General features: G+C 53.6%; 16 protein-coding genes and 2 pseudogenes. 7 read left to right on the forward strand and 11 right to left on the reverse strand.

Annotated features, from left to right (window positions below; translation table 11 throughout):
* Positions 1-523 precede the first annotated feature (523 nt).
* On the reverse strand, positions 524-847 hold the full coding sequence (locus JMJ04_RS04830; RefSeq protein ID WP_268887324.1) for a helix-turn-helix domain-containing protein: 324 nt from the start codon (positions 845-847) through the stop codon (positions 524-526).
* Between the two features lie 181 nt (positions 848-1,028).
* Positions 1,029-2,352: pseudogene (locus JMJ04_RS04835) on the reverse strand (IS701 family transposase).
* Positions 2,353-3,076: 724 nt separating this feature from the next.
* On the opposite strand from JMJ04_RS04835, the gene prfA reads away from it, so the two are divergent.
* Positions 3,077-4,153: a peptide chain release factor 1 gene (gene prfA / locus JMJ04_RS04840; protein ID WP_201369417.1), complete on the forward strand. Its 1,077-nt coding sequence runs from the start codon at positions 3,077-3,079 to the stop codon at positions 4,151-4,153.
* A 103-nt stretch (positions 4,154-4,256) separates the two neighbouring features.
* Here the strand turns inward: prfA and JMJ04_RS04845 are convergent, their stop codons facing one another.
* From JMJ04_RS04845 to JMJ04_RS04865, 5 genes are all read right to left on the reverse strand, one after another.
* On the reverse strand, positions 4,257-5,348 hold the full coding sequence (locus tag JMJ04_RS04845) for an ABC transporter ATP-binding protein (protein WP_201369418.1): 1,092 nt from the start codon (positions 5,346-5,348) through the stop codon (positions 4,257-4,259).
* Positions 5,348-6,514, reverse strand: coding sequence for an ABC transporter ATP-binding protein (locus tag JMJ04_RS47950; protein WP_201369419.1), 1,167 nt, complete (start codon positions 6,512-6,514; stop codon positions 5,348-5,350). The genes JMJ04_RS04845 and JMJ04_RS47950 overlap by 1 nt, the downstream gene beginning before the upstream one ends.
* Positions 6,514-7,560: an ABC transporter permease gene (locus JMJ04_RS04855; protein WP_201369420.1), complete on the reverse strand. Its 1,047-nt coding sequence runs from the start codon at positions 7,558-7,560 to the stop codon at positions 6,514-6,516. The genes JMJ04_RS47950 and JMJ04_RS04855 overlap by 1 nt, the downstream gene beginning before the upstream one ends.
* Before the next feature lie 3 nt (positions 7,561-7,563).
* Positions 7,564-8,559, reverse strand: a complete 996-nt coding sequence (locus JMJ04_RS04860) for an ABC transporter permease (RefSeq protein WP_201369421.1) — start codon at positions 8,557-8,559, stop codon at positions 7,564-7,566.
* A gap of 275 nt (positions 8,560-8,834) precedes the next feature.
* Positions 8,835-10,535 carry an ABC transporter substrate-binding protein gene (locus JMJ04_RS04865; RefSeq protein ID WP_236037910.1) on the reverse strand — a complete coding sequence of 567 codons (1,701 nt, stop codon included), beginning with the start codon at positions 10,533-10,535 and terminating at the stop codon, positions 8,835-8,837.
* A gap of 770 nt (positions 10,536-11,305) precedes the next feature.
* Here JMJ04_RS04865 and JMJ04_RS04870 point away from each other — a divergent pair.
* Complete coding sequence (locus JMJ04_RS04870) at positions 11,306-12,340, forward strand: SIS domain-containing protein (protein WP_201369422.1); 1,035 nt, start codon at positions 11,306-11,308, stop codon at positions 12,338-12,340.
* Positions 12,341-12,467: 127 nt separating this feature from the next.
* Here JMJ04_RS04870 and nagA read toward each other — a convergent pair whose 3' ends face one another.
* Positions 12,468-13,676, reverse strand: coding sequence for an N-acetylglucosamine-6-phosphate deacetylase (nagA, locus tag JMJ04_RS04875; RefSeq protein WP_201369423.1), 1,209 nt, complete (start codon positions 13,674-13,676; stop codon positions 12,468-12,470).
* 457 nt (positions 13,677-14,133) lie between these two features.
* Between nagA and JMJ04_RS04880 the strand changes: the two genes are divergently transcribed.
* Positions 14,134-14,874, forward strand: a complete 741-nt coding sequence (locus JMJ04_RS04880) for a GntR family transcriptional regulator (protein WP_201369424.1) — start codon at positions 14,134-14,136, stop codon at positions 14,872-14,874.
* A 35-nt stretch (positions 14,875-14,909) separates the two neighbouring features.
* Positions 14,910-15,860, forward strand: coding sequence for a BadF/BadG/BcrA/BcrD ATPase family protein (locus JMJ04_RS04885; protein ID WP_201369425.1), 951 nt, complete (start codon positions 14,910-14,912; stop codon positions 15,858-15,860).
* A gap of 91 nt (positions 15,861-15,951) precedes the next feature.
* Here the strand turns inward: JMJ04_RS04885 and JMJ04_RS04890 are convergent.
* Positions 15,952-16,733, reverse strand: a pseudogene (locus tag JMJ04_RS04890) (sugar isomerase domain-containing protein).
* A 250-nt stretch (positions 16,734-16,983) separates the two neighbouring features.
* Here JMJ04_RS04890 and JMJ04_RS04895 point away from each other — a divergent pair.
* Positions 16,984-17,850 (forward strand): DUF1206 domain-containing protein, encoded by an 867-nt coding sequence (locus tag JMJ04_RS04895; RefSeq protein ID WP_201369426.1) that lies wholly within the window; start codon positions 16,984-16,986, stop codon positions 17,848-17,850.
* 101 nt (positions 17,851-17,951) lie between these two features.
* On the opposite strand, the gene JMJ04_RS04900 is transcribed toward JMJ04_RS04895, so the two are convergent.
* Both JMJ04_RS04900 and JMJ04_RS04905 read right to left on the reverse strand, forming a co-directional pair.
* On the reverse strand, positions 17,952-18,866 hold the full coding sequence (locus tag JMJ04_RS04900; RefSeq protein WP_201369427.1) for a hypothetical protein: 915 nt from the start codon (positions 18,864-18,866) through the stop codon (positions 17,952-17,954).
* 20 nt (positions 18,867-18,886) lie between these two features.
* Positions 18,887-21,271 carry a BACON domain-containing protein gene (locus JMJ04_RS04905; RefSeq protein ID WP_201369428.1) on the reverse strand — a complete coding sequence of 795 codons (2,385 nt, stop codon included), beginning with the start codon at positions 21,269-21,271 and terminating at the stop codon, positions 18,887-18,889.
* A 290-nt stretch (positions 21,272-21,561) separates the two neighbouring features.
* Between JMJ04_RS04905 and JMJ04_RS04910 the strand changes: the two genes are divergently transcribed.
* Both JMJ04_RS04910 and JMJ04_RS48580 read left to right on the forward strand, forming a co-directional pair.
* Positions 21,562-22,953, forward strand: a complete 1,392-nt coding sequence (locus tag JMJ04_RS04910) for an AMP-binding protein (RefSeq protein ID WP_236037915.1) — start codon at positions 21,562-21,564, stop codon at positions 22,951-22,953.
* Entirely contained in the window at positions 22,896-23,138 is a 243-nt protein-coding gene (locus JMJ04_RS48580) for an AMP-binding enzyme (RefSeq protein WP_420799457.1), read from the forward strand. Before JMJ04_RS04910 ends, JMJ04_RS48580 begins: the two co-directional genes overlap by 58 nt.
* Positions 23,139-23,182: the final 44 nt, after the last annotated feature.

Raw genomic sequence — 23,182 nt, forward strand, 5'->3', positions numbered from 1 at the left:
GGTTGTGACCAGAATAAATGGCAAGCCATAAACTGGCTTAAACGCCGATAATATACGTTACACATGCTACGTGTGTGTTCAGGAGCAAAGGCATAAGAGCAAAAGAGATTGAAAAATACCTCTCCCAACTCGGGCAAGAACTGTCCCATCAGGGTATCCAACATCCTATACACGTTCTCCTCATAGGAGGAGCCTATATGATGCTCCTGGCAAAAGCTCCGACACCATCCTTGTTGGCTCTTCCGCACTTTTCGTGCTCAACAATACGGAAAGCCAAATATCATACGGCTTCACAAGACGTAGGAAAGCTTCTTCTATGGCTTTGATTACCTTTTTCAAGCCAAATCGGCCTCATCGCTCTCTGGGTGCGCTTTTCCCCAGAACGTTGAACTTGCAGAGCACGAAAAGTGCGGAAGAGCCAAAATATTTTACACCCTCGGTAGGGATTGCTCCACATCTTCCATCGCTGCCACAAATTCCCCTCCTACCGTCGGCACGCACCAGTGTTCGTGTTGCCAGGGTTTTAATTCATTTTTTTGAGCAATTGATGGATCGTATTTGGGGAGATACTACTGACAAAGCCCAACTCCACGGCTTTGTCTGCCAACAATCGCACTGTCCAGTGGTCATGCCCGTCAGGAGTTGGGCTACAAGCGACCGCAATTAAGTGAGCAGATTGTTGACCAGTCAGTGCTTGCCGTCGCCGCTGTTGCACCTTGTCATGCAACACTCCCTCCAGTCCGCCTTCAGCGTAACGCTTGCACACGTTCGTCACGGTAGCCTGACAGATATCAAAAGCTGCGATAATCTCCTGATCTTTCCCCCCTTCCGCCACTTTCAGCAACACCCTTGCACGGACGGGTCAAGGTACGGGCATTGGCTTTTTCTCGATGAACAAACATCTGTAAGTACTGGTGCTCTTGGTTCGTGAGGGAGAGGGGTTGTCTCATCCGTTTTTGTCTCCTGATTTTCCCTCATCATACCACTTCCATTAAAACCTAAGCGGACTAACCACTAACCCTCTTCTGTCAGAAAGGGAGAGAGGCGTGAAAATCGTTCATGATGGAAACGAGTGCGGCAAAGCCGGAGTGGAGATCAGGGATATCAAAGACCATCAGCCAGGGGGAAATGAGAGAGTAGAACACATAAGGCTGGAGAATGAGCCGCAGGTTGTTGAGCAGGTTCTTCCATCCCTGCCTCGAATCCCACCACACATGCCCAGAGAAGCGGTCAGATGCAGCCTCTGGAGCAGGCGCTTTGGCACTGGCTTGAGGAAGCGGCTCGAGCCACTCACACGTTTGGTGGTGGAAAACGGGACTGTAGAGGCTCACCAGCAGGTAGGCGCAGCACACGAGCTCCCACCAGCGCTCGATCGAGGTGTAATCGGTGACCCGGTAATCAGCCCAGCCCAGTTCATTCTTCGCCTGTTTGAAGCCATACTCAATCCAGGTCCGCAACCCGTAGGTGTCGCCAAGCGTTTTTCGCAGGTTCCCTTGCAGATTGGTCATCACATACGACGTGCTTTGCGTCGGCATCGTCTTGGGATCGGTCGTGAGCAGATAGAAACGGACGCTCAAGCGTTGGCCATAGATCACCTCGCGGATGAAGCGGGTTTGCGACTTCCCGTTGGAAAAGGTCCGCTCGAAGGGAAGCCAGGTGGTGTAACGGATGCGCTGACCAGGCGGGAGCCACATGCCGTGATTGTCGCGAATGGCCAGGACGTAGGTGAGATGTCGCTTTTCCAGTTCCCGCACAAACTGGGTACTCTCGCCATACAAGCTGTCTGCCAACACGACGTCAAACTGAAAGCCCCAGGCTTGCAGTTCCTCGATGATCTCGACCGCCAACTCCGGTTTGGTCTTGTACTGGTCCTCTCCCTTGAGGCGCTTGTCAGGTTTGAACACGCGAAAAAGCAACGGAAAGGTTATCTGATCGAGGACCCCATAGGCATTGACCGAGACGATGCCATTCTCGATTTTGCCCAGGTTGCCGATGTATTGCGAGGCCGCATACTCGGTTGTCTTCCCTTTCTTCTTGTCGCCTGTCTCATCAATACAGAGCGCGAAGGATCGGCCAGCAAGTGCCTGCCGTAACAACTGGAGTCGTCTGCTTCGCACCTCTTGCACATCCCAGAGACCATTGGCGACAAAATGATGGAGCGCCTGGGCGTCAACCTCTCCACAGATTTTGGCGATGGCTGGCAACGTCTTGCGCTTGATCTCCGACAAGAGTCCCAGATGGATATATTTAAAATGCTCCCGCGCTGCGCACGTCAGGGAAGACATCCTCATAGCACGTACAATACTCGTCGATAAAGGCCACTGTGGGGGCTGCTTGTCTTGCTACCGTCATCTCCCATCACCTCTTTCTGCTCCAATACCTTTTCTCCTTCTCCTTTCAGTCTATCCCTCCCTGACAAAAGAGGGCTAAGTACAATCAAGCAACTTTTTGGGTATTGTGCACGCTCGATAAAGGGAATTCAACCCAAAAACATTGCGTGATTGTACTTAGGCTGGCGGCGCAGATACCCCTGGTTGAAACACAGGGGTATCTGCGCCGCCTATATAATGAACGACATTGCGCACCTGAGCATACCCTCCACGCAAAATGCATAAGAAAAATACCAATGCCCGTGGAGCGATATCTGCGGTATCGCTCCACGGGCATTGGTATTTTGACTTTGAGTTCCCCCCCTCTAGGAACTATAGAGGGAACATGCTATAATAGTAAAGCTATGAAACCTGCCGTGCTCCACCATATACGCCTGTCGTTACCGACAGCTTTTGCGCGTCATATTTGCCTGATTACCATTGAGCGTTACCTACTTACAGCCGGGTAGCGACGCCTCATTCTGCCTTCCACCATGCCATGAGTAGAGAGCAATCGGGACCCCTGATTGCATGGCACAACCCTCCTCATTGCAAATCTTAATAGAACCTATTATTATTAGCTGTCTTTTTCACGAAAAAACAAAGCATTTTACCTTCCCTGTCTGCGCATGACTTATGCCCCTGGCTGCAACGAGTATGCCAGGCGTACAGAGAAGAGATAGAGAAGCGAGAGGAACCCGGTCGCTATGGATCTAATGGACAAACTGGCCACACTGGCTACACGCTACGAAGAACTAAACAATTTGATGGCACAGCCCGATGTGCTTACCGATATATCGCTCTTGCAGCGCTATGGTCGCGAGCAGTCTGAGCTATCAACTGTAGTTGAAAAATACCACGAGCTGATTGATACAGATAAGCAGATCAAGGAAGCTCAGGAGATGTACGACAGCGAGGAAGGCGAGCTGCGCGACATGGCGTTTGAAGAGCTGGAGCAACTCAAAGCCAGGAAAGAGCAGCTCCTGGAGGATGTCCAGGTCGCCCTCCTCCCCAAGGATATCATGGACGAGAAGAATGCCGTCGTGACCATCCAGGGTGGAGCGGGTGGTGACGAAGCCGCGCTCTTTGCCGCGGATCTCTTCCGTATGTACAGTCGCTACGCCGATGGCCGTCGTTGGAAGATCGAGATTCTTGACGGGAACGATACTGAACAAGGCGGCTTCAAAGACATTACCTTTGTGATTAGAGGGAAGGGAGCCTATAGCCGGATGAAGTACGAGGGCGGCACCCATCGCGTGCAGCGCGTCCCCTCGACCGAGGCCAACGGCCGCATCCATACCTCAACGGCCAAGGTCATCGTCCTGCCAGAGGCCGATGATGATATCCAGATCGAGGTAAAAGACTCGGATATCCGCGTCGACGTTTACCGCTCCACAGGCCATGGCGGTCAGAGCGTCAACACCACCGACTCGGCGGTACGTATCACGCACCTGCCAACTGGCCTGGTTGTCACCTGTCAGGATGAAAAGTCGCAGTTGAAGAATAAGCAGAAAGCCCTCAACGTACTGAAGTCACGCCTGTGGGACCTGGAAGAGGCCAAACGCCAGGAAGAGCTAGGAAAAGCACGCCGCTCACAGGTACAGACGGGCGACCGCAGCGAGAAGATTCGCACCTATAACTTCCCCCAGGACCGCGTCACGGATCACCGTATTGGCCTGACGCGCCACAACTTACCGGGCATTCTGGATGGCAGTCTCGATGAATTCATCGATAACCTGATCACCGTTGACCAGGCCGAGAAACTCCAGGGCATGTTCGTCTAAGTGGTATTGTTCAGTAAAAAAGAGGGGAGGTGCAGGAGGGTTCCCTCCTGCACCTCCCCTCTTTTTTACTGAACACACTACTCTGTTGCGTAACGAGAAAGGCTTATTCCGCTCTGGCCGTGGTCGTGGTTCCCGTTGTACCAGTATACGGTATCGGCTGAGCACCATCACCATAAAGGAAACAATTGGTCCAGTGACCATTCCCCAGGTCGGTGCGGCCAGGGAAGCGCTCCTTACAGACAGGCATGGCATGGGGACAACGTGGATGGAAGCGGCAGCCGGTTGGCGGGTTGATCAGGCTTGGAATCTCGCCACGTGCGGGAAGCTGACCCTTATCCTTGTTCTTCACGCGGGTAGGATCGGGCGCGGCCGAGAGCAGCAAGCGGGTATAGGGATGCTTGGGCTGCTGCGTGACCTCTTCGCTTGGTCCCCCCTCAACCATCTGGCCTGCGTACATCACCAGCGTCTCTTCAGCGAAGTAGCGCGCACTGGCGATATCATGCGTGATATAGAGTAGAGCCAGTTGTTCCTCATCCTTCAAGCGACGCAAGAGGTTAAGGATATCCAGGCGAATCGAGACATCAAGCATGGAGACAGGCTCGTCGGCCAGCAAGACCTCGGGCTGCACGGCCAGGGCACGCGCGATGGCGATACGCTGACGCTGGCCACCGCTCAGTTGGTGCGGGAACTTCTCGATGAACTGCTCAGCAGGCGTCAGGTTGACGCGCCGCAGCAGAGCCAGGATCTGTTCCGTCTCCTGGATGCGGTTGCGGGCATGACCATAAATACGTAATGGGCGGCTCAGATGATAGCGCACGCTATGCACGGGGTTGAGCGAGGCAAAGGGGTCCTGGAAGACCAGTTGCACATGGCTGCGATAGTCATTTAAATTGGCGCCTCGTCCCAGTTTCACCGCCTCATCACGGAAGCGAAGGGTGCCCGATGTGGGTTCATAGAGGCGCGCCAGCATACGCGCAATGGTCGTCTTCCCGCTACCGCTCTCACCCACCAGGGCCGTGGCCCGGCCAGGATAGAGCGAGAAAGACGCGTCTTCAACTGCGCGAACAGCCTGAGCGGCTCCAAAGACCTTTATCTGGCGCAAAGGGAATTCCTTGCGCAGGTGCTCCGCCTCCATAATCGGCTGAGCGCCAGCATCTCGAACTGGCTTCGATGCAGTGACGTTTGACAAGCTCATTACGCACGGCTCCCTTCTACCAGGCTCTCATAGGCACCCGCCACCTCGGCTGCAGATGGTGGTCCCTGAGGCCGGAACTTTCTATCATAGAGATGGCAGGCCACCAGTTGCTGCTGATTCTCAAGCGATGCGGGCTGAAGCTGAGGTACAACCGCGGAGCAGGCCTCAAAGGCCAGCGGGCAGCGCTCGCGGAAGGGGCAGCCCGATGGGACGAAACGCAGATCTGGCGGCGAACCGGGGATACCAACCATCTTGCGAATGGGACCATGCAAGTTGGGGAAAGCATTGAGCAAGCCATGGCTATAGGGATGGCGAGGATGCTCGTAAATCGCCACGCTGCTCGCCTTCTCCACCATTTTACCGGCATACATGATCGCGATCTGGTCAGAGAGCTCAAGCAGCAGCGACAGGTCATGCGTAATGAAGAGCAGGGCGGTATTAAACTCGCGGCAGAGATCACTGATCAGCTGTAGAATCTCGCGCTGCACCACAACGTCGAGCGCCGTTGTAGGCTCGTCCATAATGATCAGCTCGGGATTGAGGGCCAGCGCAATGGCGATGACGGCGCGCTGACGCATGCCGCCACTTAACTCATGGGGATAACTATTCAGACGATCAGAGGCGATGCCAACCAGGTTGAGCAACTCAATAGCGCGCTTTTTGCGCTGATTGGGACCCATATCGGGGCGATGAGCTTTCAACACATCCATGATCTGGTCGCCAACCGACATCACGGGGTTAAGGGCGTTCATAGCACTCTGGAAGACAATAGAGACCTCGCTCCAACGGAAGGCACGCAGTTCGGAGGGAGAGAGCTGCAACACATCGATGGCCTCGTCACCATTACTTCCTGTCTGTCTGCCTTTTTTCGGCAATTTGCTCTGTACGGCAGCAGTTGCCCCACCTTCATGTCCTCGAGGGTAGTAGAGGACCTGGCCGCCAGTGATATAGGCGGGTGGACGCAACAGGCGCGAGATAGCATAGGCCAGCGTCGATTTACCACAGCCACTCTCGCCCGCCAGGCCCAGAATCTCGCCACGACGCAATACAAAGCTCACGTCTCGGACAGCGTGTACAGCGCCATTAGACGCGAAATAATCCACGCAGAGATTGTTCACCTCTAGCAAAAGGTCTTTTGACTGCTTCTTTACAGCCGTGTCCTGCATTATTTCACCACTTTCTTGTGCTTGATCTCTTTGGGTGCCGGCTCAGTACGCAGGCGTGGATTGGCGACCTCATCAATACCGAAGTTGATCAGAGCCAGGCCAGCTCCCAGCGCCGCGATACAGATACCAGGCGGGATAAACCACCACCAGAGACCAAGAATCAGGGCGTTTGTTTTCTGCGCCCAGTAGAACATCCAACCCCAGCTTACGGAGTTGAGATCGCCCAGGCCCAGAAATTCTAGCGATGCTGAGTATAGAATAACATAAATTGTCGTACTTACAAAGTTCGCGGCAACAATAGAAATCTCATTGGGCAAAATCTCAAAAAAGATAATGCGCCAGTTTTTCTCGCCACTTGCCTTCGCCGCAGTCACAAACTCACGGCTACGCATAGAAAGGGTTTGCGCACGCAGGACACGCGCGCCCCAGGCCCAACTGGTGAAGGTCACAATCAAGGCCACCATCTGCGGGCCACGCGGAAAGTACGACGCCAGGACAATCGCCAGGGGTAATGCAGGAAGGACCAGAAAGATATTCGTCACTAACGAAAGGATATCGTCAACAATGCCGCCGAAGTAGCCGCCCACCAGGCCAACAACCACGGAGATGAAGGTTACGGCAAACCCCGTAAAAAAGGCCCACATAATCGAGGTACGCGTACCGTAGATGAGCTGGCTAAAGATATCCTGACCCGTCACAGTTGTACCCAGCCAGTGCTGGGCCGAGGGAGGAGACTTCGAGAGATCAGTGAGCAGCGTGGGATCGGTATGTACGAATAATGGGCCAAAGATCGCCACCAGGATGAAGAGAGCCACGATACTACTGCCTACCGTCACCTTCTTATTCACTGTGACGGCGTGCCAGAAGCCTCGCAAGCCATTCAACACCTGTACATGAAAGGGATTCCCCAGGGGCAATGCCACCGAGGTTGCCGTAGTCACATTTGTGCTGGCATGCGCTCCAACACCCACCGCTGCCGTCGCGGCGACAGGCTCATTCAAATTCTTAGGCGCTGGAGGCCATTGAGAAGAGGAGGTATTGGACATTGTTTACGCGCTCCTTTCCTGGCGGACACGTGGATCAAGCAGGGTATAGACCAGGTCGGCGAGGAAATTGGCAGCCAGGATAGCCAGAGCAATAATCAAAAAGATGCCCTGGATAAGTGCATAATCCTGGCCTTGCACCGCCTGCAAGAGCGTATAGCCAATACCCGGATACGAGAAGACAATCTCGGTAAGAAGCTGGCCGCCAACAATCGTACCCAGCGAGAGGGCGAAGCCCGCGACATTGGGCAGAATAGCATTGCGCGCGGCATAAGAGAACATCACACGCCTGGGCGCCAGGCCCTTGGCATTTGCCATTAAGACATAATCTTCAGAGAGCGTCGTTATCATCGAGTTGCGCATCACCAGCAGCCAGCCGGAGACGGAGGAGAGCACGATTGTCAGGGCGGGCAGAATACCGTGGTAGAGTGCGCTAAAAATGAAGTCAGGCGACCAGCCTATATCCAGCGCTGTATCAAAGCCATCCGAGAAGGGGAACCAGCCAAGCGTGTACCCAAAGATATACACAATAATCAGGGCCAGCCAGAAATAGGGGATCGAAGACAGAAACGTCGTCGCCGGAGCCAGGAATGTATCCAGGAACGAGCCACGCTTCCAGGCCATAATAATACCGAGCAAACAGCCAAGGATAAAGCTGATGATGACCGCAATGCCGCCCAGGACCAGCGTCCACTGGATGCCTTGTGCGATCACATCTTTCACGGGAGTTGGATAGTTGGTAAGCGAGGTGCCCAGGCGTCCCTGGAGCAAATCGCCCAGATACCTAAAGTATTGTACATACAGAGGATCGGTCGTATTGAGACCAAAGGCAGCCTGGAGCGCCTTCTCCGTCTCTGGCGCCAGATGTCCCTGCCGTTCGAAGCGTAGCATCATGGCCTCAGCGGGATTACCGGGTGCCAGACGAGGGATAAAGAAATTGAGCGTGACCGAAGCCCAGAGAGCGACAAGATAAAACAGAATGCGACGTAACAGGTGACGCATAACGGTACTCCTTATAGCGTGCAAGCCAGTTCTACCAAGCCAGGGTAGAAGCTACAAATCCTGGGCTTATCTTTACCGGATCGTAATAGTAGCATAGCACGATAGAGATACAGAAAGAATGCAAACCAGTATCTGCCTATTCGGAAACCTGAGCGCGAAGCACTAGTCGCGGGAGCGGCGTTGGTTTCCAGATAAGATCTATAAGGCACTGGTGGAGGCAGGGAAAATGGAGATGGCCCTTGTGGGACCATCTCCACCGGATTTCGGATAGAAACTTACGATACAGGAGTCAGATTAAGTACAATCTGGAGGTTGTCAGGCGTCGTGTAGGCGGCACCGACAGCGTAAGCATTGTCTTTGTCAGGCCAGCCAGTGAAGTTCTTGCTGCTGTACTCATACCAGGCAGCGGCGTTCACCAGAGGCACGACTGGCAGCTGCGTAGCAAAGATCTTCTCCAGAGCCTGAATGTCGCTCTTCTGCTTCGCCTGATCCGTTGTGGATGCATAGTCATTCAGCAAGGAATCACTCTGCTTATCATTCCACTTTTCCCAGTTGAAGCCATTGGGGGAGAGGTTCGCGCTATTCAAATGGGTGTTGTAGAGGTAGAAGGGATTAGGACCACCAAAGAGGCCACCGATCAGCATCTGGTACTTACCGTTGTTACGGGCATCGAAGTACGCGGTATCCTGAATGGCATTGATGTTGACATCGATACCGATATCTTTCAGATTCTGCTTGATGACCTGGCACATCTGCTCCCAGTCGGTCCAACCGGAGACCACCGTCAGGTTGAAGGACATCTTCTTGCCACTCTTGTCTTTGAAGAAGCCATCGGAACCCTTGGTGTAGCCGGCATCCTGAAGCAGCTTGGTGGCCTTATCGGCCTGGGCTGTCTTCTGCACGTCGGAGTAGGTGGGATCCAGGTAGTCTTTGTTGTTGGGCAGGATCAAGCCAGTGGTGCTAGCGGGCTCCACATAGCCACTCTCAGCCTGCTTCGACAGCTGCTGGCGATCCAGCGCGGCGCTGATGGCCTGGCGGACGGCGACATCATTGAAAGGCGCCTGGCCCAGGTTGAGGTAAAGCGCGAAGATGTCGGTTGGCGTCATCCAGTAGTGGTTGTGTGCAGGATCCTTGGCAACGAAGGTGCTGTCCAGGTCAGGAGCGAAGAAGCTACCCCAGTCGATCTGCCCCTTGGCCAGCTCGAGCTGCAAGGTGGTGTTGTCCTTCACGGATGGGTAGTGCAGCTCATCAACCTTGACCTTGTCGGCCTGCCAGTAGCTGGAGCTCTTGGCGTAGACCAGCAACTGAGCTGAGAACTTCTTCAGGGTGTAGGGACCGGTACCAACCGGGTTCTCGTTCGCAAAGGTGGTAGGATCGCCAGCGCCCTCAAAGATATGCTTGGGAACGATGAAGGTCTGGCCAGCGATATACCAGAACAGGGGAGGATAGGGCTTCGTGAAGTTGATAACAACGGTCTTGCTATCAGGCGCGGTCACGCTCTGTAAATAACCACCTGTCCACAGGCCCTGCGCATCGGCAGCTTTGTACTGCTTGAGCATGTTGAACGTGAAGGCTACGTCATCGGCGCTAAAGTCTTTACCATCGTTCCACTTAACGCCATCGCGAATGGTAAAGGTAAGCTGTTTGCTATCGCTGCTCCACTTGTAATCTGTGGCCAGCCAGGGCTTGTTGGTGTTATCAATTTTGTTGATGTAGTACAGCGTTTCATAGACCATGCCCTTGACACCCTCGTTGGCATTGGGGTTATAAGGGCTAAGCGCCTTGGTGAAATCGCCACCAACATGCGCACCAATGTTGAGTACCGACTTTTTGCTGCTATTACCAGAGGATGTAGAGTTGCCGCCACAGGCGACCAGCAGCATAGTGAGGATGACCAGCAAGGAACAGAGCCACATGCCGGCGCCCATCTTTTTACGGAACATCACTGTCCGCAAGCTAGAAGAGACAGAAGACACGAAAGACCTCCTGACGCTGAAATGGCAAAGCATATGAAAATATCGAAAATATCGAAAATATCTATATACTTGCCTCTTCAATACACACAAAACGTTATTGGTTGAACAGGACCTCTCCAACGAGATACACAGACACCCATTGTCTGCCAGCGCGGGGGGATAGCGTCTAAATAATCAAGTCGTTTGCCTGGCGCGAAAGACAAGAACAGCAAGCATATACTATAGAACCTTCCACAGGGCAAACGGCGCCGAGCCTTCTTTAATGAGAGAAGGTCAACCCGACAAACTCATCTCTATGCAAGCTACCACTTAGCATAAGCGTAAAACGCTGCTTCTTCTCCTTTGCTCCTTTCTCCTCAGAGGACGCTACTAGACTTGAATTCTCCCAGACCCTCAATACAAGCAATTCAACTAATGGATCTCTTTGGGAGTGAAGACTTGAATATCTTAGTAGTACTTTAACTCTTCTTTCTACAAATGTCAAGTCATCTAGACCACTAGACCAAAAATTCCGTTAATTCCTGTAAAATTCACCTTTGCACTTCTGGGCCTGGCTCTTTATTAGCTGTTTCTTCGCTGTAATCAATACTACGTTCGATTACCGGACAAAATCTCATCCTTTTCCCTTACAAAGAAGCAAAGGGATCGTTCTCCAGCAGAGGCAGTGCCTAGTCATCTAGACCTCTAGACCATATTGTGTGTTATAGTAAAAAGGACTGGAAAGTCGGTCTGTTTATTCACCGCAAGGCTACTCAACGAAGGAGTTCTCAATGTCCTCGCTACTCGAACAAGAAATATACAGCCAGCCCGAGGTCATCACCCACTTACTCGAGCAAGAGACAGAGCATATTACGAACGTGGTTGCCCAGTTGCCACCATTTGATTATGTTCTGATCGCGGCCCGCGGCTCGTCTGATCATGCTGCGACATACGCCAAGTACGCCTGGCCGATCATGGCTGGCTATCCTATCGCGCTCGCGGCCCCTTCGCTCCATACGCTCTATCATAAAGCCCCTCATATGCGCAACGCCCTGGTAGTTGGTATTTCGCAATCGGGACAGTCACCCGACATTGTCGCCGTGCTTGAAGAGGGGAAACGCCAGGGACGTCCCACGCTTGCCATCACAAACGACGGTAGCTCTCCCCTGGCCACTACTGCCGATCATGTCATCGAATTGCACGCGGGCCGTGAGCGTAGCGTGGCCGCGACAAAAACCTATACCGCGCAGCTCGCGGTGATGATGCTCTTCGCCGCGGCCTGGAGCGGGAACCCTCAGCGCATGACGGAGCTACAACGCCTGCCAGAGATCATGCGCCAAACACTTGAGATGTCTGCCCCCCTGGCCCAGCGCGCTGAGCGCTATCGCTACATGGACCAGTGCGTGGTTATTGGTCGCGGCTATAACTATGCTACTGCGTTTGAGTTCGGCCTCAAGCTGAAGGAGCTGACCTACGTCATGGCCACCTCATACTCCTCGGCTGACTTCCGCCATGGCCCAATTGCCACCGTGGATACTGGCCTGCCCGCCTTCCTGGTGGCCCCCAGAGACGCCACGTATGATGATATGCTTGATCTCGCCAGAGATTTAAAGCAACGCGGAGCCGAACTCCTGGTGATCTCAGAGGAGCAGGAAATTCTCTCCCAGGCGACAACACCACTGGCACTTCCACCAGCGGTGCCTGAGTGGCTCAGCCCCATCACCGCCATCTTGCCTGGACAAGTCCTGGCGCTTCATCTTACGCTGGCAAAGGGGCTGGATCCCGATGTTCCGCGCGGCTTACAGAAAGTGACGCGCACGCTGTAGTGGCCTCTAAGATTGTAGGGTCCATGCTGGCATGGACTCTCCTACAGGGGAAACATCGCTTCGCTCGGAGTCCATGCCAGCATGGACCCTACAGGCTCGCAACGAAACGGAGAGGGAGGCGCTTCGTTTAAAGCGCCTCTTCTTGCTGCTTCAAGAGGGATAAGCGCTCCTCCCAGGCTGGCTGAGTATAGATGACGCGCCCCTGGCACACCGTGGCTTGCAGTTCCAGCGCCTGGTTGAGGATGACAAAGTCGGCATCGTAGCTTGGTCGCAGAAGCCCCTTGTGATCCGCAACCTTGATCGAGCGTGCGGCGTTATAGGACAGCATGCCAGACGCCTCTTGCAGGTTCACCGGCGTCATCTCCAGAATATTTCTCAACCCCTGGTCAAGTGTCAGGATACTCCCCGCCAGTGTGCCATCCTCAAGGCGTGCCGCGCCACAAATCGCACGCGCGACCTGGCCCGCGAACTCAAAGGTGCTATCCGGAACGCCCGCCCCCGCCTGGGCATCCGTAATCACGATGGTGCGCTGGGGACCCAACAACTTCACCAGCACATACATCATTGAGGGATGCACATGTACACCATCGGCGATCAGCTCGCCCATGACATGCTCAAGAGGGGCGATAGCGGCCAGTGGACCGGGGTTGCGGTGGTGCAGAGGTTGCATGGCATTAAAGCAGTGCGTTACATGCGAGACGCCATGTTTGACCGCCTCAAGCGTCTGCTCATAGCTGGCCTCGGTATGGCCCATACTAATGGTCACTCCCTCAGCCAGCAGGCGCGCCATCATCTCGTTGGCCCCCACCAGTTCCGGGGCAAGCGTAACTAGCTTTAAATAGCCTTCAGTCAGCTCAAGAACCCGCTCAGTCTCTGCCAAGCTAGGCGTGCGTAACCAGATGGGAGGATGGGCGCCTCGCTTCTTCTCATTGATATACGGTCCCTCAAGAAATATCCCCAGGGGTTGAGCACCCTCGGACCTGTGTTGCCAGTCCTTAATCGCCGACACCGCGGTTTGCAGCTGCGCCTCTGGCATACAGTTTGGCGTGCCGACCACGGCAACCAGGTACGATGTCACCCCGGTGGAGGCGACCCAGCGATTATAGGCCAGGATCTCCTCTAGCTTAGTGGTATGGAGATTATGACCACCGCCGCCATGGGTGTGAACATCAATAAAGCCGGGCAAAATAATCGCGTCCGTGGCATCAATCACCACTTCAGGCTGGCTATCAGCCTGGTTCACTGTTTGAATTGTCCCCTGGGCAATAGTCATATTGCCCTCAGCTACATCCATTGTAGCATCGACTAAGCGAGCACCACTAAGTGTAAAACGCATTGACCTCTCCTTCAAGGCGAAACCTAAAAAATACGATAACGACGTAACATCTTTTGTGCGGCTTCCCCTGCTATTGATACGTAACACACAGCACGGTTAAATTGTACAATTTTCTTTCTGGACATGTACGTACCCTGTATATTCAGATCTGCTTTATTGCTAGCTTCACCATCCTTCATTTCTCATTGCCTTCCCAGTCTCTCCCTTGACGCCATCCTGCATTTATGAGATTATGACAGTGCAAGCTGGTATATACAACATACCAATTATACCATCTCTCTTTTCACAGCAGAAGAATAGCAAGCAAACTGGCACAAATACGTCATAGAGACGGTCTCACTTCGGGGCAGAAAAGGCTAGCCACTGCCCTATAGAACGCTGTACCATTTAGCAATGTCGCTAGCATCGTGCTTGTACGCTGGAGAGCATCCACGGAAAGAGGTATGGAACCTATTTTATGCAAAGCCGAAAAAGCCCCCTACCACGTTACTATCAACTCAAGGAGATCATGCGCGAGAAGGTAACTTCTGGCGATTGGAAGCCAGGTGATCTCATTCCTTCTGAGCGCGAGCTTGGCGAACAATATGGCATTAGTCGTATGACCGCGCGCCAGGCGCTCACCGAACTGGTGAACGAGGGCATCTTTTATCGCGAACAGGGCAAAGGCACCTTTGTCAGTCGTAACAAGATTACACAGCAGTTAATTCGCCTGACTGGCTTTACCGAGGATATCAGTGCGCGAGGTCAGGCCCCGGCAACACGCGTCCTCAGCATGCATATGATTCCCGCCACAGAAGACCTTGCCGAACGCCTGCGCCTGCACGTTGGTCAACCTATCTTCCGCCTGCAACGCCTGCGGCTCGCCGACAACGAACCGCTCGCAATTGAGCGCTCCCACCTCTCATTTATTGGCTGTGAAAGGCTGCTGGATGAGGACCTGGAGACACAATCGCTCTACCGCATTCTGGAAAGCAGGTATGGCATCCAACTCATTCAGGCAGAACAGGAACTTGAGGCGGGTCTCACCAATGAAGAAGATGCAAAGCTGCTGAATCTTCCCATAGGAAGCCCCGCCCTCTATACGCGTCGCACCACCTATACCAATCGTGACCTACCCATTGAGTACGCACGCTCGGTCTACTGTGGGCATAAATACACATTCTACACCCATATGCTACGGAATCAGTTAGTTCCATAAGTGTGCACAGGGTATATGTCTCGCAAGGAGCAAGTATGACAGAAGAACAGACCCTTTCAGCTCCCCTCGGCTTTCTGGGCATCGATGGTGGTGGAAGCAAAACGCTAGCCATCCTGATTGATGAACAGGGTCGCGAACTTGGGCGTGGGCAGGCTGGCAGCGCGAACTATGCCAATGTCGGGCTTGAGCAAGCCAAAGCAAGCATCTACCAGGCTGCGGCAGCGGCTCGTGCCCAGGCGCCAGGTCCAGTTGAGGTGCGTAATGCCTGGATTGGGCTCGCGGGCATCGATACCCCCCAGGCGCGCCGCGACTTCACACCTCACCTGCACGCACTGGCTCCCCACGTGCTCCTGACCAACGATGCTGAGTTGGGGCTAAGTGCTCTGCCTCAGGCCATTGGCATCGTCCTCATCGCTGGTACAGGCTCCATCGCGCTTGGACGTGACCTGCATGGCAAGATACAACGTAGTGGGGGCTGGGGACACATCCTTGGAGATGAAGGGAGCGGTTACGCGCTGGGGCAGCAAGCCCTACAGGCCGTTGTACGCGCCGCAGACGGGCGTGGACCCACCACCACCTTAATACACCGCATCCTGGAGCACTGGCAGCTCACTAATCCCTATGATCTGATTTCTCACATTTACCCTCTGGGTGATAAAGCCATAATTGCGCAACTCTCTACCTGTGTCCTGCAAACTGCACGCGAAGGAGATACCGTGGCCAACGAGATCGTTCACCACGCCGCTGAAGAACTCGCGCTGGCCGTTAGTGCAGTCTATAAGAAGCTGGATTTTGCGGGACAGCCACTGGCCGTGGCACTGTGTGGTGGCTTACTTATACACGAAGGGGCATTTCGGCAGCAGGTCATAGAGCAGCTCAACCAATGCCTCACGCTTGGTGAGATCGCGCTTGTGGATGAGCCTGCACGCAGCGCGGCTCAGGGGGCAAGTAATCTTACGAGCACCACTCACTGGCAACAGACCTAAAGGCTGTGTAGTATGGCCGACGCTGCTAAAGCACGCGTCTACGTATCGTCCCATGATATGTAGACGCGTGCTTCAGCAGCGTCGGCAAGCTCTATACTGGGCGGATACGGTCGGCGTAGTACTGGACCAGGCGGTTATTGCGTTCCATTCCTCCTGGTACATTGGCGGAGAGATAGACTGGGGCCTCTAATCCTTGTTCAAGCAAGAGGGCAATAATACCCGCGGTCAACATCTGGGCGATAAGCGCACCCGTGACGGAAGAAATAGCGCAGGCGGTACTGCCATCGGGTAAGGCCAGCAAGGCATCGCCGAATGGCGCCTGGTTATCGATGACGAGGTCGGCAAGCTCATAGAGCTTCTTACCAGAGGGATGACGAGCTGGGGACTGGTGCGTATGGGCCAGCGAGGTGACTGCCAGCAAGGTGTGGCCTCGCTGCTTCACCTGTTGCGCCACTTCAACAATAGCCGCATTCCCACCAGAATTTGAACAAATAAGAAATAGATCCTCAGGCTCAATATGGTAACATCCAAGCAACTCTTTGCCAGCCTGGAGATCGCGCTCAATATCAGGATGCATCACCACCGTAGGGGACCACCCCGCGCGTAAGGCCAGGTCCTCCAGGTCCAGCCGATTCACAGGGACCAGCCCCCAGCCCGACCAGCCAGTTCCATGGCAAAGGCACGTGAATGACCCGTGCCATAGGTATGGATCACGCCACCACGCGCCAGGCAGACAGCACACAGGCGCGCCGCCTCCCGCAACCCATCCATCTGCGTTTGCTGTAAGCGTGTAACAGTCTGCATCGCCTCCTGCCAGTAACGCTCCATGCTCACGCCAGTCAAAGCATCATTGACTTCTCTCTGTTGACTCATACATTGTCCTTCCGTGTAGTAAGGGAACCTACAGCATACTGCTCTCAGTATACGTCATCCTCCCCAGCTTAGCGCATCCTTTCACGCTGCTAGCACGTGGTAAGAGTAGCGTAATAGATTGCACTTGCCTTAGAAGGAATACTTTCAACATTTAGACATCAATGTATCTTTTCAGAAATTCTCGCTTATAAACATTTCCCTTAGGCATAGAGAGAACTTATGAAATGATATTAATAAAGGAGCGACTCTCATGACACAAATGAAAGGGCATATCAACCAGGCCAGCCAGGATATGGGTGACGCCGCCAAAGACGTAGCCTATAGCAAAGGCATGACTATCTTCGCCCGCATTGGCTACGCCGTGCGCGGTATTGTGTATGTCTTAATTGGCCTACTTGCCATTGAGCTGTCAGTTGGACATAGTGGCAAAACAACTGATCAGGTAGGAGCCCTTCAAACCATCAACCAGCAGCCATTTGGCGGATTCTTGCTGACGGTAGTCGCCATTGGTCTCTTCGGTTATGCCATCTGGTCTCTTTTTCAGGCCATTCTAGACACAGAGCACAAAGGGAAAAAGACCATGGGCATTATTGGCCGCATTGGCTACGCCATTACCGGCATCTCGTATGGCCTGCTCGCCTACGGCGGCATTCAGACGGTAATGAACGGATCCAGCCACCAGTCCAGCTCTACCAAGAACACTCAGGACTGGACAGCGCGCCTGCTGCATACAAGCTTTGGCGTACCTCTGCTCGTGCTTGTTGGTATCATTGTGATAGGTCTGGGAGGATACCTCTGTTTCAGGGCCTATAAAGCAGATTTCGTCAAACATCTCTCGCTCTACGAAATTCAGCCAAATATCCGCAAAATGGCGGTGTTCGCGGGACGCTTTGGCTATGCCGCGCTGGGTATTGTCTTTGTGATTATCGGCATCTTCTTATTCATCGCCGCGGTCCAGCATAACGCCTACGAGGCCAAAGGTCTGGATGGGGCCTTACAGGTACTCTCTCAACAGCCATTTGGCGCCTTTATGCTGGGTGTTGTCGCGCTGGGCATGCTCTCCTATGGTGTCTATTCCTTTGTTGAAGCACGCTATCGGCACATTGGTATAAGATAGACATCTTCTCTAGAATCTCATCTTCGGGGAGTTCTTGGGAATGAGGAAGGCTGTGTGATACAGGCAATTGCCTGTACCACACAGCCTTCCTCATTCCCTGTTTAAAGATCTGGATGCACCAGTGCGCCCACAGCCCCTTCATAGCTCGCCAAAAGCTGGGACAAATCCTGCAATAAGCGTCCCACCCGGTTCATTTGTGCAATGATTTCACTCCGCTTCTGCAAATCATTGCGCAAATTTTCTTCGAGAAATTTTAAAAAGACCATCGCATCCTTAACATGCAAATAGAGCACACCTTTTTTAGCATTCATTTGCAGGTGCTTCTCATACACCTGGGACAGTTGTGCCAATTGCGGGCTGGCGGGTAATCTGGGCATGGCTTCAATGTTCTCCATGGTATCCTGTCGTGGAAGCGAGGAGAGTTCTTCGGTGTGAGACTGGGACTCGTGCATCTCCAGGGTTTCAGATAAGGCGCGCACAAACTCCAGAAACATATAATATAGATCGGCAATAAAGCCACGGACGCGATGAAGCGCATCCTCGACAGAGTGCTGCTGGTTCTGGGGCAGTTGCCCCTCTGCTTCTGGATCAGTAGCAGCCTGGATTTCATCCAGCGTTGCCATAACCTCATTGAAGCGCACCACGAATGCATCGAGAGTATTGCCATTGCCCATATGCAAATATGTGCTATATACGCGATAGAGCGCCTCCAGGTGAGGTTGCGCTCTGGCAGCCGTAAACGCTCCCTGGTGCTGCTGGGCAGGAATCTCCAAAGAGGGTGCCGTCATTTGAGGCAAGACAGGCATTGTGCTTGTATCCTGCTCCTTTGGTGCGTGGGTTGCGGCCAGTGGACCCCGTAAAAACTGGAGCGTCTTCTCAATATCCGAAGCCAGTTCCACACGCTGCTCCTCTCGCAAGACAGCGTTGTATTTCACCATACTGAGGCACGCCAGGACTGTCGCGATTGCGTGCTCCAATTGTGACATTGGGGGCTGCGGTAAATTATCCCGCATCATGCAATGCTGCCCTCCCTTTTTTAACCCAGAACATTTAAGACAATAGTAATAACCTGTGGACTGCCTTTGATGCTGGCGCCGTTGCTGTCATAGGCTGTCAACGTCACATGTCCCCGATAGGTACCTAAGATTTTTCCCGCAGAATTCACTTCTATATTTAGCTTATTTCCGCCACTCGTATTACTTCCCGTCGTAGAAGAGAGCGAAATCCAGGATGCATCGGTACTCGCGTTCCAGGTCCCACCACAAACACCTGTACTGGCGAGAGCAATCTCCTGTGCCTGCGGAGTCGTATCCAACAAGGTGGCCTGGAATGTCAGCGTGCTCGGCGAGGCACTAAACGTGCAGGATTGCACTGTTTGCTGGGCAACGATGAGATTGATCGCGACCGTTTGTGGGCCACTCATCACGGCCTGGCCAGTGCTATCCGTCGCCGTGACCTGGACCTGGGAAGTATAGCTACCAGCGGCAAGACTCGCAGCGGTAACACGGACAGGAATATCGACAGAGCCACCAGCATCCAATGCGCCCTGAAGTGTCTGTATTAGCAACCAGGATGCGCCACCGGTGATTTGCCAGGAGAGACCCGCTTGCCCAGTATTAGCCAGGCTAAGACTCTGTTGCGTACTACTGGCCTGACCCGGTGAAAGCGTAAACGAGAGATGGGTCGGCGTGACCGCCAAGCTGGATGTTGCCTGTGACCCCGTGGGCAGAACTGTCGCTTGCACACTGATCATCTGACTTGATTGCGCTGTCTTCAGCACAAAGGAGCCTGTATACAGTCCGGGTGCCAGCTTCGTGGCATCCACGGTCAATGCTATATCTGTCGAGCGCTGCACATCTAGAGTTCCCTGCACCGGGCCGATCGTCAGCCAATCACTTTGCGAGCTAGCCTGCCAAGACAATTTCTCATGACAGCCAGTGGGGACATGTAGGCTCAACTGGTGCGGAAGAGTCATCTGTTGTCCAGCGCTCACACGCGCCATGATACTTGTCACGCTGGGCCGCACTTCACAGGGTGGGCGCACCACCAGGGAGAGCGCGATAGATTGCGGGCTGTTCAACGCCTTCTGGTCCGCCTGGAAGGAGATAATGCCGCTATAGACATCGGTAAAGAGCGACTGACTATGCATAGATAAGTGAACAATTTCGGTTTTACCGGGCGCGATATTCCCCATCCTTGGGTCTACATGCAACCACTCTATACGCTGCTGAAAACCAGATTCCTCAGAAAGCGAGGCCAGTTGCACCTGACTAGCAAGCGACCAATGAAGCGGTTTATTGCCTGTATTGGTAATCTTCAGGGCGTCTTCCACTGCATCAGTCGAGCCATCAAAGGTGCTGGCTGCAATCGCTGGCGGAGATACCGTCAACACAGGACCCGGGTCGCCAGGCAAGGACTTTACCGTCATTTTCACCGTTACCTTTTGCGTGCCACCTGTACTGGCCATAATCAGCAGCGATCCCTTATATTCGCCAGGCTGTAGACCTGTACGAGAGACGGCCAGGAAGATAGTCTGACCATCACTAAAGGTACCAAAGGTTGGTGTAGTAAACAGCCAGGCTGGTTTGATATTGCCAATCGCCCATGAGATAGTTCCTCCACCTGTATTACGTAGACGCAGGGATTGAATAGAGTTTGAGCCTTGTAAGCTCGCTCCCATATCAAGCGCGGTCTGGCTCAGTTGCAGACTGGGCGGCTGAACCGCACCAACCACATGCAATGTGGCATGGGCAACATTACGCGTGCTGGCATCCTCAGCCTGTACAGTATGCTCTCCCGCCTCCCAGTTTGCATCAATCTGCAAACGCACCCTCGCCTTCCCGGCGTCATCGAGTTGCACATAGTTATCGGATTGATTGTGAGGGAGCGCTAGTGTCTGAAGCAGGCGCACCGCGACCTGCACATCACGCGTGATACGCACATGAGCACGAGGCGTAAAGCTGCTCAAGCGCAACTCGATTACCTCTCCATGTGTGACCACGCTCTTCTCCAGAGCCAAAGCAGGCTGGGCACTTCCTCCCTGGCCCAACCGAAAATAGAAAAAGGCCAGTGCCCCATCAGCAAGTGCCAGCAACAGCAAGACGACTGCAATGATTCTCCAATGTCTGCGCACCCATGTGCGTCGGTACGCGGGACGAGGCGTTGTCGGAACCAGGCTAGAAGGAAACATATGCTCTGCGGAGATCGGCGATAGCTCTGACAACACAGGTGTCACTGGTAGCTTCGGCAGTGCAGATACTGGCGGCTTCGCGGGCGAAAGAACATGCCCTTGTGTACCAGCCGAGAAGAATGTAGATGAACGCTCCTGCCCTGGAGAACTCTCCAGGAGAGCGATCTGGCATTTTTGACAGAACGCGACATCATTCGCACATGGATTATTACATCGGAGACATTGATGCATCAAAAACACTCCTGAAAAGGCACTATAACCACCAACCCCAATCAAGGTCTCACCTGGAAGCTCTCCGTTTTCTTGAGAGCGCGAGCAGCTTATTTTTTAATATGCAAGATAATTGCTCTTCCCTATTCTACATTGGTTAAGTGTAATTCTCGAATTTTTACCCCATTGGTCATGTTCTTGCATATGCAGTTCTACAAGATCCCTACACGCAAATATACAACATTACCTGTTACACAATGTATACTTAGAACAGTCTATTTTTGTCTGTATCGCCAGCGAAGGAGCTATATATGACAGAGAAAGTCTATCGCACAGAGTTGACACCAGTCAGTTTCCTGGAGCGCAGTGCGCTCATTTTCCCTGAAAAAGTAGCCGTTATTCATGGTCAGCGTCACTACTCCTATCTGCAATTTGCGCAGCGTGTTTACCGCCTGACCGCGCAATTACGGGCGCATGGCCTCCATAAGCACGACCGCGTTGCCTTCTTATGTCCAAATATTCCACCCCTACTGGAGGCACACTATGCCGTGCCAGCCGCAGGCGGCATTCTTGTCGCAATCAATACACGCCTGAGCTCCAATGAAATCAATTTTATCCTGCAACATTCTGGCACCAGCTTTCTCTTTGTGGATAATGAGCTCTACCATCTCGTGGAGCAGCTCAACCTCGACGCGCTCCAGGTGATACGTATCGCCGATGATGGCACTGACAACGATCCATACGAGCAATTTCTGGCCCAGGGCGATCCACACCCCCTGCATAGCTGGCTGGTTGATGAAGAGGAGACTATCTCCATCAACTATACCTCCGGGACAACTGGCAACCCTAAAGGCGTGATGTACACCTACCGGGGCGCCTATCTCAATGCACTTGGCGAAGTCATCGAAACAGGTTTGAATAGCGAGAGCGTCTACCTCTGGACACTGCCTATGTTTCACTGCAATGGCTGGTGCTTTACCTGGGCGGTGACGGCCGTAGGGGCCACCCATGTCTGTCTGCGCAAGGTAGAGCCAGAACAGGTATGGGACCTCCTGGAGAGCCAGGGGATCACTCACTATAATGGCGCACCTACCGTCCAGATCTTTCTGACCAACCATCCCAAAGCCCATCCGCTCTCGCGTCCCGTGACGGCGACTATCGCGGGCGCGCCTCCCTCGCCTACCTTACTGGGGCAGCTCAAAAGCCTGAATATTCGCCCACTTCATGTTTATGGCCTGACCGAAACCTATGGCCCCTACACCGTCTGTGAATGGCACGAGGAATGGAATACGCGCTCAGAAGAGGAACAGGCAGCCCTCCTGGCGCGGCAGGGACAGGGCTATGTGACCGCCGAGCAAGCGCGTATCGTCAATCCAGATCTGGAGGACCTACCCAAAGATGGGAGTACCATGGGTGAGGTCGTCATGCGTGGTAATAACGTTGCCAAGGGCTACTATGGCAACGAACTGGCCACTGAGAAGGCCTTTGCTGGTGGTTGGTTCCACTCGGGAGATATCGGCGTCTGGCATGAAGATAACTATATTGAATTGCGTGATCGCGCCAAGGATGTGATTATCTCAGGCGGCGAGAATATCTCCACCATCGAAGTCGAGCAACTCATCGCCCGTCATCCAGCGGTACTTGAATGTGCAGTGGTTGCGATCCCCGACGCCACCTGGGGGAGCGTCCCAAGGCCTTTGTAACGCTTAAACCTGAAAGAGAGGCCACAGAGGAGGGGATCATTGCCTTTTGCCGGGAACGCCTGGCCCATTTCAAATGCCCTACAGCCGTAGAATTTGGCCTCCTCCCCAAAACCTCAACTGGCAAGGTGCAGAAATATGTGCTACGCGAGAAAGAATGGCAAGGGCATAAGAAACGCATCAATTGATTAGCATATGCATGTTTTTTTTGGCTTGCCCCCTCGCGCCTGCG

The sequence above is a fragment of the Ktedonobacter robiniae genome (genome assembly GCF_016587375.1).
In the GTDB taxonomy this organism is placed as follows: domain Bacteria; phylum Chloroflexota; class Ktedonobacteria; order Ktedonobacterales; family Ktedonobacteraceae; genus Ktedonobacter; species Ktedonobacter robiniae.